General features: G+C 62.3%; 10 protein-coding genes. 6 read left to right on the forward strand and 4 right to left on the reverse strand.

What is annotated here, in order from left to right; translation table 11 throughout:
- Positions 1–155: 155 nt before the first annotated feature.
- From QMK50_RS00225 to QMK50_RS00235, 3 genes are read right to left on the reverse strand one after another with little or no spacing between them, the layout of a single operon-like run.
- Positions 156–1,061, reverse strand: coding sequence for a transporter (locus QMK50_RS00225; protein WP_159995855.1), 906 nt, complete (start codon positions 1,059–1,061; stop codon positions 156–158).
- Positions 1,062–1,104: 43 nt separating this feature from the next.
- Entirely contained in the window at positions 1,105–2,508 is a 1,404-nt protein-coding gene (locus QMK50_RS00230) for a DUF1254 domain-containing protein (protein WP_320332150.1), read from the reverse strand.
- 24 nt (positions 2,509–2,532) lie between these two features.
- Positions 2,533–3,324 carry a hypothetical protein gene (locus QMK50_RS00235; RefSeq protein ID WP_095168773.1) on the reverse strand — a complete coding sequence of 264 codons (792 nt, stop codon included), beginning with the start codon at positions 3,322–3,324 and terminating at the stop codon, positions 2,533–2,535.
- 457 nt (positions 3,325–3,781) lie between these two features.
- On the opposite strand from QMK50_RS00235, the gene tpx reads away from it, so the two are divergent.
- The 6 genes from tpx (at position 3,782) to QMK50_RS00265 (ending at position 15,707) form a co-directional block, all read left to right on the forward strand.
- Entirely contained in the window at positions 3,782–4,282 is a 501-nt protein-coding gene (gene tpx, locus QMK50_RS00240) for a thiol peroxidase (protein WP_095168772.1), read from the forward strand.
- Positions 4,283–4,458: 176 nt separating this feature from the next.
- Positions 4,459–5,775, forward strand: coding sequence for an MdtA/MuxA family multidrug efflux RND transporter periplasmic adaptor subunit (locus tag QMK50_RS00245; RefSeq protein ID WP_159995863.1), 1,317 nt, complete (start codon positions 4,459–4,461; stop codon positions 5,773–5,775).
- Entirely contained in the window at positions 5,772–8,876 is a 3,105-nt protein-coding gene (locus QMK50_RS00250) for an MdtB/MuxB family multidrug efflux RND transporter permease subunit (protein ID WP_095168770.1), read from the forward strand. The genes QMK50_RS00245 and QMK50_RS00250 overlap by 4 nt, the downstream gene beginning before the upstream one ends.
- The gene (locus tag QMK50_RS00255; RefSeq protein WP_320332151.1) at positions 8,873–11,980 is read left to right on the forward strand and encodes an efflux RND transporter permease subunit; all 3,108 of its coding nucleotides are present in this window, start codon (positions 8,873–8,875) and stop codon (positions 11,978–11,980) included. Before QMK50_RS00250 ends, QMK50_RS00255 begins: the two co-directional genes overlap by 4 nt.
- Positions 11,977–13,470, forward strand: a complete 1,494-nt coding sequence (locus QMK50_RS00260; RefSeq protein WP_320332152.1) for an efflux transporter outer membrane subunit — start codon at positions 11,977–11,979, stop codon at positions 13,468–13,470. Before QMK50_RS00255 ends, QMK50_RS00260 begins: the two co-directional genes overlap by 4 nt.
- A gap of 161 nt (positions 13,471–13,631) precedes the next feature.
- Positions 13,632–15,707 (forward strand): putative bifunctional diguanylate cyclase/phosphodiesterase, encoded by a 2,076-nt coding sequence (locus tag QMK50_RS00265; protein WP_159995869.1) that lies wholly within the window; start codon positions 13,632–13,634, stop codon positions 15,705–15,707.
- 802 nt (positions 15,708–16,509) lie between these two features.
- On the opposite strand, the gene QMK50_RS00270 is transcribed toward QMK50_RS00265, so the two are convergent.
- Positions 16,510–17,205 carry a pirin family protein gene (locus QMK50_RS00270; protein WP_159995871.1) on the reverse strand — a complete coding sequence of 232 codons (696 nt, stop codon included), beginning with the start codon at positions 17,203–17,205 and terminating at the stop codon, positions 16,510–16,512.
- Between the last annotated feature and the right edge of the window lie 47 nt (positions 17,206–17,252).

Consider the following 17,252-nt stretch of genomic DNA (forward strand, 5'->3'; position numbering starts at 1 on the left):
CGGTCCTTTGCGTAGACGGGTTAAAACATGAACGTTGGCATAACCGGGATAAACGATAGACCCAAGTTTCAACTACCATTAATAAGATCATCCGGGTGAATGGCCAACGACTGGACCCGGACGTATTCTTGAAGATCCCATCGCTCAGCTTTCTCTTACCAGGCGTACTGAAGACGCAAGGTCCAGGTGTTGACGTCCGGCGAACCGCTGCGTTCGGCGACGGTGTCGGAATAGGCGATCAGGCCGCCGAACTGCGGCGAGAGCATGAAACCCAGGCTGGCGCCGAGGATGCCGTTCTCTTGCTTGTTGTCCTGCCAGTCACCGTTGATCCGGGTTTCGCCGCCGCGGTTGTAGGTGGCATCCAGCGATGCCCACAGCGCGCGGTTGAAGGTGTAGCTGTAGTGTCCTTCAATGGCGTATAGGGCCTTTTGTTCGAGCGTGCCGTCGCCGTGGTAGTCATCGTTGTCGCCGTACAGCGAGACGTAGGTGTTGAGCTCCAGCCAGGTCGGGCCGATTGGCGTGCCAAAGGCAATTTCCGGCTTGAAGGCCCAGCGGTTGGCGCCGATGTTGATCACCCGGTTCTTGTCATAGTCGCCCGTGGGGGCGGTGACCCAGAGTGCGCCGGTGAGGAAGGTTTCCGGGGTCCAGTTGGCAAACTCCTCCTGGGTCAGCGCCGGGCCGCCGAAGATATTGTGCACCAGCACTACCTGGGTGTCGGCCATGCCGCCGTTGCGCTTGGTCCCCTTGAAGAACTCGGCGTTGTCGAACGAGGCGCAGATGTCGGCGTAAGGCTGCAGGACCTGGATCGCGCTGTTGCGCCCGTCAATGGCGAACGAGCGGGCAAATCGGGCGATGTACAGGTCGGCATTGACCGACAGGCCGTCTAGCGGCAACGCGGTGTCGATCGGGGTGTTGCTGTCGATTCGGTTGTAATAGCCGAAGACCATGTTCAGGTCGGTCGGCAGGTTCTGCCAGTCCCGGGCGTTGTCGGCAGCGGCGAGAACAGGTGTCAACGCCAGGGTGAAGACGCCCAAGCGACCCAGTTTGGAGGTAAAACCCATCGGTGTGCTCCTTGCAGAAGGTAATTCGGCTGGGCCGGCTTGATCAGTTGATCGGTGTCAGTGCTGGCTGCTTCCACTGGCCATTGGCGACTTCGGGCTTGGGCAGGTACAAGCGCAATACCGCATAGAACGGGCCGTGGGGTGCTGGCAACCAGTTGCTGCGCTGCTCCTTGAGGGGCACCGAGTGCTGCACGTAGAGGGTCAAGCCGCCATCGGCATCGCGCTTGAGGTTGGGCAGCATGCGTGAATTGATCAGGTAGCGTTGCTGGTGGTTGGCTACCAGCAGCTTGCTCTTGCCGTCGTACATGGTCAGCGACCAGAAGGCATCCGCCGGCGGCAATTGGTCCTTGGCAAAGTGCAGGGTGTAGCTGTGCTTGGCGCCGTTGGCCGGTTTGCCGCCGCTGTCGACGAAGTAACCGATATACGCCGCTTCATCGGCGGAGTTGCCGAAGATGCCCATGTTGGCGCCCGCGTAGCGGTACAGGTAGTTGTTGTCCAGGTGGTCGCGGGTGCCGAAAAAGTCGCCGCTGACGACCTGATGGGTGTCCACCTGGTCTTTCTTGAAGGCGGCGAACTCGGCCTTGGCGTCACTGATGCCATCGTCCAGGGCCTTGCGTTGTTCGACACTGAGGGCCTTGAGGTCAAACGGCTGGCCGGCAACGATGCCGATCCTGGCGAAACGCGCGAGCAGGTCTTTCTCGGAGTCCTGGGCCGGGGCGAAGGCCAGCATGAAATTCAGGTAGCGAAACAGCTCCGGGCTGTCGGTCATGCTGGCGGTCGGTTTCGGCCAACTGATCTTCGCCGGGGTCGCCGGTGCCGGTTGCTTGAGGTATTGGCTCAGGGTCTGGACCTTGTAGTTGCCCTGGATTTTCCGGACCTTTTCCAGGTCTTTGTCATCGAACAGTTGGGTGCGATAGAGGGCGTAGGCGATGTTGCTTTCGCTGCGCACCACGCGATCGATGTTGAGCGGTTGCTGGCCTTTCCAATCCGGCCCGACCACCATGAAGTGTCCGCCTTTGTTACCGGTGCTGCGGGTGCCCAGGTACGCGAAGTTGTGCGTGAAGAGGTCGATCAGTTGCACCGAGTAATAACGCTCCTCGGCTATCTGCGGCAAAGTCAGGACCAGCGGTTCGGCGCGCAGGTCCATCCACACGAAGGAGTAGGGGGTGTCCGAGTTGGGCGTGACAAACGCAGTGTCCTTGGGCGTGAACACCTTGGCGGTGTTGCCGATACGGTTGAACGGTGCCTTGAAATTCGCCCCTGTCTTGTCCACGGCCTGGGTGTACAGGGTCTTGTACATCTCCACCACCGGGAAGCCGTAGAGGTAGGCCTCCTTGGCGATCCCGCGGGCCTCTTCGGGGCTGGCCGTGAAATCGGCCCAGGCGCTGGCGCTGAGCAGCAGCGAGACGCCAGCGAGCAACAGACGGGTCGGTTTTGCAAAAGTCATGGCACTGTCCTGTGGGTCGCGCGGTTATTTGCCGAAGGTCACGTTGATGCCGGCAAACAGCGTGAACTGCGGCAGGCCATCACCCTTGCGCTCGACCGTCCATTGCGGTTCAACGAAGGCGTTGATGATGTTGCTGCCGGATTTCCAGGCCTTGCCCGCACCAAAACCGATGGGGATGTAATGGGTGTTGTTCTTCAGGTCGAAGGTCCAGGTGCCCGTGGAGCGCAGGTACCAGCCTTTTTCCAGGTTGTGCATGAGAAAAGGCTGCAAGGTGGCGGTTTCGACGTGTGCCCGGTCGTGGTCACCAGCGAACGAGCTTTGATACTGCACCAGTGCGCCCAGCAGGCCACGGGGCGTCGCATCGATGGCCACGGCGGCCAGGCCAGCCTGCCATTTGCCGGTGCCCAACTCATCCTGTTCGGCGGTCGGCGCGGTGATCTGCGGGCCGATGCCCAACTGCACGCCTTCGGTCTTGAGCAGGAAAATGTCGAACAGGTTCAGATCACCGATGCCGGTGCTGTAGCCACTGTGTGGATCGGGGCGGGTGCTGATGGGCAGGGTCGCGCGCAGCAACTGCGGGACTGCGATGAAGTCATTGGCGGCCATCGGCAAGGTGCCGCGCAACAAGGCATCGTTGGTGTGGGCGTTGCTGTCGAAGAGTTGCGGGGTGTAGTAGTCCTGAAGGTTGGCGCCGGGCGCCAGGCTCAGCGGGTTGTTGCTCTTGTTGGCGGTCTCGGCGTTGTCGGCCAGCGCACCAGCAGCAGGCAGCAGTGTGACGGCCAGCAGCAGGACGCTGCTTGAAATTCCCTTTGACATCGTTCCTTCATATCCCTGTTGGCTCGATTGATGGTCGATTGCTTTGTAGTATTTATTCTGGAGAGCCGTAGGACGAGTCAGGCTTGGTTAGCATTAAACACGGTAACGACCGCTCGTCGTCATTAAATATTTCGATATGTGTCGCAGTTCACTTAAAGTTTTTCAATAAAATTCATTGGATTCATTGGATTAAGCGGGGAATGTGCGGTGAAGCCTCAACAGCTGAAGTCGAGTCTTGGGCGTTGACGATCCGTGAGGTCTGCAGCTGGCATTTCAGGGATGAAATGTTCAAAGCGGCCGCAGTTCGCGCCAGTTCCAGGGGTGTGTTTCGCGGTCATTGCGATGAATTGTCTGACAGCTTGCTGGGGTAGGCTCACTGGCACATTCGTGGTTAACTTTGGCTCCTCGCAACACCAGACGATTGTTCATAACCACTGCATTAATAAGGATACTGTTCATGGCTCAAGTCACTCTCAAAGGCAACCCAGTCCAGGTCAACGGCCAACTGCCACAAGCCGGTGCCAAGGCACCAGCCTTTTCCCTGGTTGCCGGCAATCTGTCGGACGTGACCCTGGCGGACTTCGCCGGCAAACGTAAAGTGCTGAACATTTTCCCAAGCGTCGACACCCCGACCTGCGCGACCTCGGTGCGTACCTTCAACGCCCAGGCCAATGACGTGGCCAACACCGTGGTGCTGTGCATCTCGGCTGACCTGCCGTTCGCCCAGGCCCGCTTCTGCGGCGCCGAAGGCCTGGAAAACGTGCAGAACCTGTCCACCCTGCGGGGTGCCGAGTTCATCGAAAACTACGGCGTAGCGATTGCCGATGGCCCACTCAAAGGCCTGACTGCCCGTGCCGTGGTGGTGCTGGACGAAAACGACAACGTGCTGCACAGCGAGCTGGTGAAAGAAATCGCCGAAGAGCCTAACTACGCAGCAGCGTTGGCCGTTCTCAAGTAATAGGCTTTACAATTATTCACGGCCTGGCTCTGTCCAGGCCGTTTTCATTTGTGCTTCAGTAATTTAGCAAACACTCGCAAAAGTCAGCTGAAGGTAAATTGCCGGTAAAGGCGCTTTGCTAAAAGGCCTCTAGTGCTTATCTTTCAGCCTCCCGTATAAAGATGCCCACGCGCCCAATGGTTAATCACTCCATGCAATCCTCCGCTTCCCGTAATTCTCGTCGCTGGCTGTTCGGCCTGCTGGTCCTGCTGCTGGTTGGCGGCCTGTGCTGGAAATTCTGGCCCAGCAGCTCCGCCAGCAAGGATGCCCCGGCATCCAAGGCGGCGGCCGGCCATACCGGCAGGGCAGGTGGCATGCGCCCGGGTTTCGGTGGCGCGGCGGGGGCGGTTCCGGTGCGGGTGGCTCCAGCGGTACTCGGCGATTTCCCGCTGTACTACAAGGCCCTGGGCACTGTTACCGCGCTCAACACCATCAATGTGCGCAGCCGGGTCGGCGGCGAACTGGTGAAGATCGCCTTCGAAGAAGGGCAGATGGTCAAGGCCGGCGACCTGCTCGCCGAGATCGATCCGCGCCCGTACCAGAACGCCTTGCTCCAGGCCGAAGGGACCCTGTTGCAAAACCAGGCCCAACTGAAAAACGCCCTGGTGGACCTGGAACGCTACCGCGGCCTGTACGCCGAGGACAGCATCGCCAAGCAGACTCTGGATACCGCCGCGGCGCTGGTGGGCCAGTACCAGGGGACGGTCAAGACCAATCAGGCGGCGGTCAACGACGCCAAGCTCAACCTTGAATTCACCCGCATCCGCGCGCCGATTACCGGGCGTGTCGGCCTGCGCCAGCTGGATGTCGGCAACCTGGTGGCGGCCAACGACACCACGGCCCTGGCGATCATCACCCAGACCCAACCGATCAGCGTGGCCTTCACCTTGCCGGAGAACAGCCTCGACGTCGTGCTGGCCCGCTACCGCTCCGGGGCCAAGCTGCCGGTCGAAGCCTGGGACCGTGGCGACACCCAGTTGCAAGCCACCGGCGTACTGCAGAGCCTGGACAACCAGATCGACACCACCACCGGCACTTTGAAATTCAAGGCGCGCTACGACAACCGTGACCAGGCGCTGTTCCCCAATCAGTTCGTCAACGTGCGTTTGCTCGCTGACACCCTCAAGGGGGTGATCCTGGCACCCTCGGCGGCAATTCAATTCGGCACCAACGGCACGTTTGTCTACGCCCTGGATGGCGACAAGAAAGTCACCATTCGCCCACTGAAAATCGGCGCCACCGACGGCGACAACACCGTGATCAAGGAAGGCCTCAAGCCGGGTGATCGGGTGGTGCTGGAAGGCACCGATCGCCTGAAAGAGGGCAGCGAGGTGGAGGTGGTCAACGACAGCAACCAGGTCCCGGCCGCGCCGACCGATAACCTCCACAGCCAGGCGAGCGATGCCGCGCCCGCACCAGAGGCCAATGGCAAGGCGCATAAGGGCGGCGCATGAACATCTCCCGCCTGTTCATCCTGCGTCCGGTCGCGACTACCCTGAGCATGCTGGCCATCGTTCTGGCCGGCCTGATCGCCTATCGCCTGCTGCCGGTCTCGGCGCTGCCCCAGGTGGATTATCCGACCATTCGGGTCATGACCTTGTACCCCGGCGCCAGTCCGGACGTAATGACCAGTGCGGTCACCGCGCCCCTGGAGCGGCAGTTCGGGCAGATGCCCGGCCTGACCCAGATGGCCTCGACCAGCTCCGGCGGCGCTTCAGTGCTGACCCTGCGCTTCAACCTCGACATCAACATGGACGTCGCCGAGCAACAGGTGCAGGCCGCGATCAACGCCGCCAGCAACCTGCTGCCCAACGATTTGCCGGCACCGCCGGTGTACAACAAGGTCAACCCGGCGGACACCCCGGTGCTGACCCTGGCGATCACCTCCAAAACCATGCTGCTGCCCAAACTCAACGACCTGGTCGATACGCGCATGGCGCAGAAAATCGCCCAGATCAGCGGCGTCGGCATGGTCAGCATCGCCGGCGGACAACGCCAGGCGGTGCGGATCAAGGTCAACCCCGAGGCCCTGGCGGCCAACGGCCTGAACCTGTCGGATGTGCGCACCCTGATTGCCGCTTCCAACGTCAACCAGCCCAAGGGCAACTTCGACGGCCCGACCCGGGTGTCGATGCTCGACGCCAACGACCAGTTGACCTCGCCCAAGGACTACGCCGAACTGATCCTTGCCTACAACAATGGCGCGCCATTGCGGCTCAAGGATGTCGCGCAGATCGTCGATGGCGCCGAGAACGAGCGCCTCGCGGCCTGGGCCAACGAAAACCAGGCGGTGCTGCTCAATATCCAGCGCCAGCCGGGGGCCAACGTGATCGAGGTGGTTGACCGGATCAAGGCGCTGCTGCCGAGCATCACCGACAATCTGCCAGCCGGGCTGGATGTCACGGTGCTGACCGACCGCACCCAGACCATCCGTGCCTCGGTCACCGACGTGCAGCACGAATTGCTGATCGCCATCGCCCTGGTGGTGATGGTGACTTTCCTGTTCCTGCGCCGCGTCAGCGCCACCATCATCCCTTCGATTGCCGTGCCGCTGTCGTTGATCGGCACCTTCGGGGTGATGTACCTGGCCGGTTTTTCGGTCAACAACCTGACCCTGATGGCCCTGACCATCGCCACGGGGTTTGTGGTCGATGACGCGATTGTCATGCTGGAGAACATTTCGCGCTACATCGAGGAGGGCGACAGCCCGCTGCAGGCGGCGCTCAAGGGTGCGAAACAGATCGGCTTCACCCTGATCTCCCTGACCTTGTCGCTGATCGCGGTGCTGATTCCGCTGCTGTTCATGGCCGACGTGGTCGGGCGGCTGTTTCGCGAGTTCGCCATCACCCTGGCGGTGGCGATCCTGATTTCCCTGGTGGTGTCCCTGACCCTGACGCCGATGATGTGTGCGCGCTTGCTCAAGCCCGAGCCCAAGCCTGAAGAGCAGGGCCGTTTCTATCGTGCCAGCGGCGCGTGCATCGACTGGATGATCGCCGCCTACGGACGCAAGTTGCAGTGGGTGCTCAAGCACCAGCCGCTGACCCTGATGGTGGCCATCGGCACCCTGGCTCTCACTGTGTTCCTCTACATGATCGTGCCCAAGGGCTTCTTTCCGGTGCAGGACACCGGGGTGATCCAGGGGATTTCCGAAGCGCCGCAGTCCATCTCCTTCGCCGCCATGAGCCAGCGCCAACAGGAACTGGCCAAGATCATCCTGCAAGACCCGGCGGTGCAAAGCCTGTCGTCCTATATAGGCGTGGACGGCGACAACGCCACCCTCAACAGCGGCCGCCTGCTGATCAACCTCAAGCCGCACAAGGACCGCGACCTCAGCGCAGCCCAGGTGATCACCCGCTTGCAGCCACAATTGGACAAGCTGGTGGGCATTCGCCTGTTCATGCAGCCGGTGCAGGACCTGACCATCGAAGACCGGGTCAGTCGCACCCAATACCAGTTCAGCATGTCGTCACCGGATGCCGAGTTGCTCAGCCTGTGGAGCGGCCGCCTGGTCGAAGCCCTGGGCCACCAGCCGGAGCTGACCGACGTCGCCAGTGACCTGCAGGACAAGGGCCTGCAGGTGTACCTGGTAATCGACCGCGACGCGGCTTCGCGCATCGGCGTGTCGGTGGCCAACATCACCGATGCCCTGTACGACGCCTTCGGCCAGCGGCAGATCTCCACCATCTACACCCAGGCCAGTCAGTACCGCGTGGTGCTGCAGGCCAAGGATGGCGAGAAGATCGGCCCGCAGGCGCTGGAGCAGATCCACGTCAAGACCACCGACGGCGGCCAGGTTCGATTGTCCAGCCTGGCGCGCATCGAGGAACGCCAGGCCCAACTGTCGATCGCCCATATCGGCCAGTTCCCGGCGGTGATGATGTCGTTCAACCTGGCGCCCGGCGTGGCATTGGGGCAGGCGGTGGAACTGATCGAACAGGTGCAGAAGGACATCGGCATGCCACTGGGCGTGCAGAGCCAGTTCCAGGGGGCGGCCCAGGCATTCCAGGCCTCGTTGTCGAGTACCTTGCTGCTGATCCTGGCGGCCGTGGTGACCATGTACATCGTACTCGGGGTTCTCTACGAGAGTTACATCCACCCGATCACCATTTTGTCGACCTTGCCCTCGGCGGCAGTCGGGGCCTTGCTGGCGTTGCTCTTGAGTGGCAATGACCTGGGGATGATCGCGATCATCGGCATCATCCTGCTGATTGGTATCGTCAAGAAAAACGCGATCATGATGATCGACTTTGCCCTCGAGGCCGAGCGCAACCAGGGCATGGACCCGGCGACGGCGATCTATCAGGCGGCGCTGCTGCGCTTCCGGCCGATCCTGATGACTACCCTGGCCGCGCTGTTCGGTGCGGTGCCGCTGATGCTGGCCACCGGTTCCGGCGCGGAACTGCGCCAGCCCCTGGGCCTGGTGATGGTCGGCGGGCTGTTGGTCAGCCAGGTGCTGACGCTGTTCACCACGCCGGTGATCTACCTGTACTTCGACCGCCTTGGGCGGCGCTGGCGGCCCGCGCCTGAGCGCCTGGAGTCGGTAGAACAGCCATGAACCTGTCCGGACCTTTCATCAAGCGCCCGGTCGCGACCATGCTGCTGAGCCTGGCGATCATGCTCCTGGGCGGCGTCAGCTTCGGCCTGTTGCCGGTATCGCCACTGCCGCAAATGGACTTCCCGGTGATCGTGGTCCAGGCCAGCCTGCCGGGTGCCAGCCCCGAGGTGATGGCCTCCACCGTGGCCACCCCGCTGGAGCGCTCCTTCGGCGCCATCGCCGGGGTCAACACCATGAGCAGCCGCTCCAGCCAGGGCTCGACGCGGGTGATCCTGCAATTTGACCTGGACCGCGACATCAATGGCGCGGCGCGGGAAGTGCAGGCGGCAATCAACGCCTCGCGCAACCTGTTGCCCAGCGGCATGCGCAGCATGCCCACCTACAAGAAGGTCAACCCGTCCCAGGCGCCGATCATGGTGCTGTCGCTGACCTCGGACGTGCTGGAAAAAGGCCAGCTGTATGACCTGGCCTCGACCATCCTCTCGCAAAGCCTGTCCCAGGTGCCGGGCGTGGGCGAAGTGCAGATCGGCGGCAGCTCGTTGCCGGCGGTGCGCATCGAGCTCGAGCCGCAGTTGCTCAACCAGTACGGCGTGGCCCTGGATGACGTGCGCAACACCATTGCCAACGCCAACGTGCGCCGGCCCAAAGGCTCGATCGAAGACGATCAGCGGATGTGGCAGGTGCAGGCCAACGACCAGTTGGAGAAGGCCAAGGACTACGAACCGCTGATCATCCGCTACCAGAACGGCTCGGCGTTGCGCCTCAGTGACGTGGCCAAGGTCAGCGACGGCGTCGAGGACCGCTACAACAGCGGCTTCTTCAACGACGACTCGGCAGTGCTGCTGGTGATCAACCGCCAGGCCGGCGCCAACATCATCGAGACGGTCGACGAGATCAAGGCGCAATTGCCGGCCTTGCAGGCGGTGCTGCCGGCCAGCGTCAAGCTGAACCTGGCGATGGACCGTTCGCCGGTGATCAAAGCCACCCTGCACGAAGCGGAAATGACCCTGCTGATTGCCGTGGGGCTGGTGATCCTGGTGGTGTTCCTGTTCCTCGGCAACTTCCGCGCCTCGCTGATCCCGACGCTGGCGGTCCCGGTGTCGCTGGTCGGCACCTTTGCGGTGATGTACCTCTATGGTTTTTCCCTGAACAACCTGTCGCTGATGGCGTTGATCCTGGCCACCGGGCTGGTGGTGGACGATGCCATCGTGGTGCTGGAGAACATTTCCCGGCACATCGACGATGGCATCGCCCCAATGAAGGCGGCGTACCTGGGGGCCCAGGAAGTCGGCTTCACCCTGTTGTCGATGAACGTCTCGCTGGTGGCGGTGTTCCTCTCGATCCTGTTCATGGGCGGGATTATCGAGAGCCTGTTCCGCGAATTCTCCATCACCCTGGCCGCCTCGATCGTGGTTTCGCTGGTGGTGTCCCTGACCCTGACCCCGATGCTCTGCGCCCGCTGGTTGAAACCCCATACCCCAGGCCAGGAAAACCGCCTGCAGCGCGGCAGCCGCAAGGCCAACGACTGGATGGTCAAGTACTACGCCAGCAGCCTGGACTGGGTACTGCGCCATCCGCGCCTGACCCTGTTCAGCCTGTTCATCACTATCGGCGTCAACGTGGCGCTGTACGTGGTGGTACCCAAGACCTTCCTGCCACAGCAGGACACCGGCCAACTGATCGGCTTTGTGCGCGGTGACGACGGGCTGTCGTTCAGCGTGATGCAGCCGAAAATGGAGATCTTCCGCCGCGCGGTGCTCAAGGACGCTGCGGTGGAAAGCGTCGCTGGGTTCATCGGCGGCAGCAACGGTACCAACAACGCCTTCATGCTGGTGCGCCTCAAGCCGATCAAGGAACGTAACCTGTCGGCGCAGAAAGTCATCGAGCGCCTGCGCAAGGAAATGCCCAAGGTGCCCGGCGCGCAACTGATGCTGATGGCCGACCAGGACCTGCAGTTTGGCGGTGGCCGCGAGCAGCAGTCGTCGCAATACAGCTACATCCTGCAAAGCGGTGACCTGTCGGCGCTGCGTGAGTGGTACCCGAAAGTGGTGACGGCGCTCAAGGCCCTGCCGGAGCTCACCGCCATCGACGCCCGCGAGGGCAGTGGTGCGGCGCAAGTGACACTGGTGGTCGACCGGGACCAGGCCAAGCGCCTGGGCATCGACATGGCCATGGTCACCTCGGTGCTCAACAACGCCTACAGCCAGCGGCAGATCTCCACCATCTACGACAGCCTCAACCAGTACCAGGTGGTGATGGAGGTCAATCCCAAATATGCCCAGGACCCGATCACCCTCAACCAGGTGCAAGTGATCACCTCGACCGGCGCGCGGATTCCGCTGTCGGCCATTGCCCACTACGAAAACAGCCTGGAAAACGACCGCGTCAGCCACGAAGGGCAGTTTGCTTCCGAGAGCATCGCCTTTGACATGGCTGAAGGCGTGACGGTGGAGCAGGGCGGGGCCGCGATCGAGCGGGCGATCGCCAAGCTCGGTCTGCCAGAGGAAGTGATCGCCAAGATGGCCGGCACCGCCGACGCCTTTGCCGCGACCCAGAAGAGCCAGCCGTGGATGATCCTCGGCGCCTTGCTGGCGGTCTACCTGGTGCTTGGGGTGCTGTATGAAAGCTACGTGCACCCGCTGACCATTCTCTCCACGCTACCGTCCGCCGGGGTCGGCGCCTTGCTGTCGATCTATGTACTGGGCGGCGAGTTCAGCCTGATCTCATTGCTGGGGTTGTTCCTGCTGATCGGCGTGGTGAAGAAAAACGCCATCCTGATGATCGACCTGGCGCTGCAACTCGAGCGCCATCAGGGCCTGGCGCCGCTGGAATCGATCCGCAGCGCCTGCCTGTTGCGCTTGCGTCCGATCCTGATGACCACCCTGGCCGCCATCCTCGGCGCCTTGCCCTTGCTGCTCGGCAGTGCCGAGGGCGCGGAAATGCGCCAGCCGCTGGGCCTGACCATCATTGGCGGGCTGATCTTCAGCCAGGTGCTGACGCTTTACACCACCCCGGTGGTCTACCTCTATCTCGACCGTTTGCGCCACCGGGTCAACCGCTGGCGTGGGGTTCGTACCGATGCTGCTCTGGAAACCGCGCTATGACTGACCGTTACCCACTCAACCGCGACTGCCTGTCGCCCCAGCGCCTGGTGACGGCCCGTGGCTCGCGATTGCTGAGCCTTTCCCTCAGCGCCCTGATGCTCAGTGCCTGCGCCGTCGGCCCGGACTATCAGCGCCCCAGCGTCGCAGAACCGGCCCAGTACAAGCAGGCACAGGGCTGGCGCCAGGCTAATCCGAGCGATTCCCTGGCCCGTGGCGCCTGGTGGGAGCTGTATGGCGATCAGCAGCTCAATGGCCTGGTGGAAAAACTCAACAGCTCCAACCAGACCGTCGCCCAGGCCGAGGCCCAGTACCGTCAGGCCCAGGCCCTGGTCGCCAGCGCGCGGGGCGCGTTTTACCCCACGGTCGACCTGAGCGCCGGGAAAACCCGCTCCAGCCAGGGCACGGGGAGCAGCAGTTCATCCTTGAGCAGTTCCAGCAGTGGCATCCGCAACACCTACAACACGCAGTTGGGGGTGAGTTGGGAAGCGGATGTCTGGGGCAAGCTGCGCCGCGGCCTGGAGGCCAACGAGGCCAGCGCCGAGGCGAGCTTTGCGGACCTGGCGGCCATGCGCCTGAGCCAGCAATCGGAGCTGGTACAGAATTACCTGCAACTGCGGGTCATCGATCAGCAACGGCGCCTACTGCAGGCCACCGTGGAAAACTACCAGCGCTCGCTGAAAATGACCGAAAACCAGTACCGCGCCGGGGTGTCTGGCAAGGACGCGGTGTCCCAGGCCCAGACCCAGCTCAAAAGCACCCAGGCCGACATGATCGACCTGATCTGGCAGCGCGCGCAGTTCGAGAACGCCATTGCGGTGTTGATGGGCCAGGCGCCCGCCGAATTCACCCTGGCCGAAACCCAGGACATCCCGGACTTGCCCGAAGTGCCGTTGGGCCTGCCTTCGCAATTGCTCGAACGGCGTCCGGATATTGCCTCGGCCGAGCGCTCGGTGATTGCCGCCAACGCCAATATCGGCGTGGCCAAGGCCGCCTACTACCCGGACCTTACCCTGAGCCTGTCCGGTGGTTACAGCAGCAGTACCTCGACCGACCTGATCAGCTTGCCGAACCGTTTCTGGTCGGTGGGGCCGCAACTCAACCTGCCATTGTTCGACGGCGGCCAGCGCTCGGCGGAAGTCGATCGCAACGAGGCGCTGTATGACCAGACTGTGGCCAAGTACCGGCAGACCGTCCTCGACGGGTTTCGCGAGGTAGAAAACTACCTGGTCCAGCTCAGGGTCCTGGGCGACGAAGCCGTGGTGCGCCAGCAGGCGCTGGATGCCGCCCGGGAGTCGTTGCGCCTGATCCAGAACCAGTACAAGGCCGGCTTGATCGCCTACCTCGACGTGGTGGTGGTGCAGGCCACGGCCTTGAGCAACGAGCGCAGTGTGCTGACCTTGCAGCAGAGCCGACTGATCGCCAGCGTGCAGTTGATTGCGGCGTTGGGCGGCGGTTGGGACGGGCAATTGATACCCGCTGAAAGCCAATGACCTAGGCTCCGTAGGGGCTTGTCGAGCTTGTTACAGTCTTTCTGTCGCGCTGGTGGCCTTTTGATTACTTTGCAGGTGCTTTCGCCCTTGGAATCAGTACAATCGGCAACTTTCGCCCAGGGTGCACGGACGCTTCAGCCAGGGCATAGTCGAGAAGTCTGATGCTCATCGGTAACTATTCCCCTGCGCTGGTCCTGATTTCGCTCTGCGTGGCTGTTTTGGCGTCCTACACTGCCCTCGACATGACCGGGCGTATCGCTACGGCCAAGGGTCGGGCTGCTCACCTGTGGACCGTCGGCGGTGCACTGGCCATGGGCGTCGGAGTCTGGTCCATGCACTTTATCGGCATGCTGGCCTTCAGTTTGCCGATCGACCTGGGCTATGACTTCGGCATCACGGCCTTGTCGCTGCTGATCGCCATTCTCTCCTGCGGTTTCGCCCTGTGGCTGGTCAGCCAACCCCAGTTACCTGCCTGGCAGTTGGGGTTTGGTGCCTTGATCATGGGGGCGGGCATCAGCGCCATGCACTACATGGGCATGGCAGCCATGCGCATGACCCCAGGCATCGATTATGACCCGAGCCTGTTCGGCGCCTCCCTGTTGATTGCGGTGGGGGCCTCTGCCGCAGCGCTGTGGATCGCCTTCCGCCTGCGCCAGAACACGCCCTATGTGCGCTTCGCCCGTGGTGGGGCGGCGGTGATCATGGGCCTGGCCATTGTCGGCATGCATTACACCGGGATGGCAGCGGCACGCTTTGCCGATGGCAGCTTCTGCGGTGCGGCGGTCGATGGTTTGAGCGGCAAGGGCCTGGACAATCTGGTGCTGGTGACCACGTTGGCGGTGCTGAGCATTGCCTTGCTGACCTCGATTCTCGACGCGCGCCTTGAGGCGCGCACCTCGGAGCTGGCCAATTCCCTGACCCTGGCCAACCGCGAACTGACCCAACTGGCGCTGCATGACACCCTGACCGGGCTGCCCAACCGGGTGTTGCTGGCCGACCGCATCGACCAGGCCATGCTCATGGTGCAGGAACAAAGCGGTTGTTTTGCCCTGATGTTCATCGACCTGGACGGCTTTAAACCGGTCAACGATGCCTTCGGACATCACATGGGCGATCAGTTGCTGCGTGAGGTCAGCGTGCGCCTGCGCGAGGACTTGCGTAGCCAGGACACCCTGGCGCGGATCGGCGGTGACGAGTTCGTCTTGCTGGTGCAACTGCACGAGCCGGACGATGCGCTGCGCTTGGCAGCGCGCCAGGTGGGCCTGCTTTCCCGGGTGTTCCGGGTCGGTGAGCACGATCTGCAGATCTCGGCCAGCATCGGCATTGCGGTCTATCCCGGCAACGGCCACACCGCGCAAGAGCTGTTGATGAACGCCGATGCGGCGATGTACCACGCCAAGGGTACTGGCAAGAACGGCTATCGCTTCTTCGATGTGTCGATGAACAACAACGCGCGGCGCCAGTTGCAGTTGCTGCAGGACCTGCGCAACGCGCTCGAACAGGATCAGTTCCGGTTGTATTACCAGCCCAAGTTCGATGCCAGCAACGGTCATCCGGTGGGGGCCGAAGCGCTGTTGCGCTGGGAGCACCCGACCCAGGGCATGCTGCTGCCGGACAAGTTCATCGAACTGGCGGAAAAAACCGGCTTGATCATCCCGATTGGCGATTGGGTGCTCAATGAAGCCTGCCGGCAGATGCGCCTCTGGCATCTGCAGGGCTACACCAACTGGCGCATCGCGGTGAACCTCTCGGCGCTGCAGTTCTGTCACACCGAGTTGGTCCACAGCGTCGCCAAGGCCCTGGCTACCCACGGCCTGCCTGCCAACAGCCTGACCCTGGAAATCACCGAGACCACGGCCATGAGCGACGCGGACGCGAGCATGACGGTGCTCAATCAGCTATCGGAAATGGGTGTCGACCTGTCCATTGATGACTTTGGCACCGGTTACTCGAGCCTGATGTACCTCAAGCGCCTGCCCGCCAACGAGCTGAAAATCGATCGCGGCTTCGTGCGCGACCTGGAGCGCGACAGCGATGACGCCGCGATCGTCTCGGCCATCGTTGCCTTGGGCCAGGCATTGGGGCTGCGGATCGTTGCCGAGGGCGTGGAAACCGACATGCAGCAGGATTTCCTGACCCAGTTGGGCTGCGATTCGCTGCAAGGCTACCTGCTGGGCCACCCGTTGCCGGCGGAACGCTTCATGCGCGACATTCTTCGGGCGGAGCAGGTGGTGTAGGAGCAAGGCTTGCCTGCGATGGGCATAGGTTTCTACACAGCTGTGGTGCGACGTTGCACCAGGGTGTTGGATTAGACCGAGTACATATCCATTTTTGCGGTAACGGCCTCCTATGGTTCCGCCTGACGGCGGCTTACTTTTGAACAGCGCAAAAGTAAGCAAAACGCTCTTACCCCACCACTCGGTGCCTCGCTTAGGCTCGGCATGCCCGTACTCCGACATTGATTTGGGGGCCGCCGCAATGGGCCCTCCCTGGCCCAGTGCGGCTAAACCGGCGTCCTGCCGGTTTACCCCCCAAATCAATATCGAATTACGGCCAGCGTGGTTAACGGGGCGCCTAAGATCAAAAACAACGCGAGGCGGCCTAAAAGCCGACCTGATCGCTAGGGCATGCGCGGTGTAGCTTCTACTTCCTAAGACGCTGACGAAGTCAGCCATCTTTTGATCTGGCTCTGGCTCTGGCTTTTGCTTTGGCTCTGGCTTTTGATCCTGGGCGCCCCGTTAACCACGCTGGCCGAACGCAGGCTTGAAGCCGTGGGTAACCCGGCAGGACGCCGGGTTAGCCGCCCCGCGCCATGGATGGCGCGTGGCGGCGGCCCACGGATTCAAGCCGGAGTGAGGGAACACCGAGCCTAAGCGAGGTGCCGAGTGGTGGGGCAAGAGCCTTTTTGCTTACTTTTGGGCTCCTCCAAAAGTGAGCCGCTGTAAAAGCGGAACCATAGGAGGCCGTTACCGAAGAAATGGATATGTACTCGGTCTAATCCAACACCCCAGAGGCCCAGAGGCCGCCCCGGGGAAGATGTCAGGCCAGATCCACCAAGACAATCTCACTGTCCTCGATCGCGGTGACCCGCAACACCCGCTCATCGGCAACCGCCACACCGTCCCGCGCCTCGGCGCGCAAGCCATTGACTTCAATGACCCCCGTGGCCGGCACCAGATACGCCCGGCGGCCGTTATCCAGGGCGTATTCGGCGCTTTCCCCGGCTTTCAGGTTGGCCGCCACCAAACGTGCATCGGCGCGAATCCGCAGGCTCTGGTCGTCGCCGGCCTTGCCGCTGGCCAGGGTCACGAAACCTTCGCGCTGGCCCTTTGGAAAAGGCTTGGCGCCCCAGGACGGAGCCGAACCAGCCTCGTTGGGGATGATCCAGATCTGGAAGATCCGGGTCGCCGTCGACTCCAGGTTGTACTCGCTATGGGTGATCCCGGTCCCGGCGCTCATGACCTGGACGTCTCCGGCCTCGGTACGGCCCTTGTTGCCCAGGTTGTCCTCATGGCTGATGGCGCCTTCGCGAACGTAGGTGATGATCTCCATGTCGCGGTGCGGGTGCTTGGGGAAGCCAGTGCCCGGGGCGATCACATCGTCGTTCCAGACTCGCAGGTTGCCCCAGTGCATACGCTTGGGATCGTGGTACTCGGCGAACGAGAAGTGATGGTGGGCGTCGAGCCAGCCGTGGTTGGCGCCGCCCAGGGAGGTGAAGGGTCTGAGTTCAAGCATGATCGTCTCCTGAAAGGTTCGTCATACAACGAGAACCGGTGGTTGAT

Origin of the sequence: Pseudomonas sp. P5_152, assembly GCF_033989915.1 — a bacterium.
In the GTDB taxonomy this organism is placed as follows: Bacteria; Pseudomonadota; Gammaproteobacteria; order Pseudomonadales; family Pseudomonadaceae; genus Aquipseudomonas.

Excerpts from the sequence above, each read along its gene's own strand:
- QMK50_RS00265 (WP_159995869.1), top strand. The coding sequence starts at position 13,632 with ATGCTCATCGGTAACTATTCCCCTGCGCTGGTCCTGATTTCGCTCTGC.
- QMK50_RS00245 (WP_159995863.1), top strand. The coding sequence starts at position 4,459 with ATGGTTAATCACTCCATGCAATCCTCCGCTTCCCGTAATTCTCGTCGC.
- QMK50_RS00225 (WP_159995855.1), bottom strand. The coding sequence starts at position 1,061 with ATGGGTTTTACCTCCAAACTGGGTCGCTTGGGCGTCTTCACCCTGGCG.
- QMK50_RS00250 (WP_095168770.1), top strand. The coding sequence starts at position 5,772 with ATGAACATCTCCCGCCTGTTCATCCTGCGTCCGGTCGCGACTACCCTG.
- tpx (WP_095168772.1), top strand. The coding sequence starts at position 3,782 with ATGGCTCAAGTCACTCTCAAAGGCAACCCAGTCCAGGTCAACGGCCAA.
- QMK50_RS00270 (WP_159995871.1), bottom strand. The coding sequence starts at position 17,205 with ATGCTTGAACTCAGACCCTTCACCTCCCTGGGCGGCGCCAACCACGGC.
- QMK50_RS00255 (WP_320332151.1), top strand. The coding sequence starts at position 8,873 with ATGAACCTGTCCGGACCTTTCATCAAGCGCCCGGTCGCGACCATGCTG.
- QMK50_RS00260 (WP_320332152.1), top strand. The coding sequence starts at position 11,977 with ATGACTGACCGTTACCCACTCAACCGCGACTGCCTGTCGCCCCAGCGC.
- QMK50_RS00235 (WP_095168773.1), bottom strand. The coding sequence starts at position 3,324 with ATGTCAAAGGGAATTTCAAGCAGCGTCCTGCTGCTGGCCGTCACACTG.
- QMK50_RS00230 (WP_320332150.1), bottom strand. The coding sequence starts at position 2,508 with ATGACTTTTGCAAAACCGACCCGTCTGTTGCTCGCTGGCGTCTCGCTG.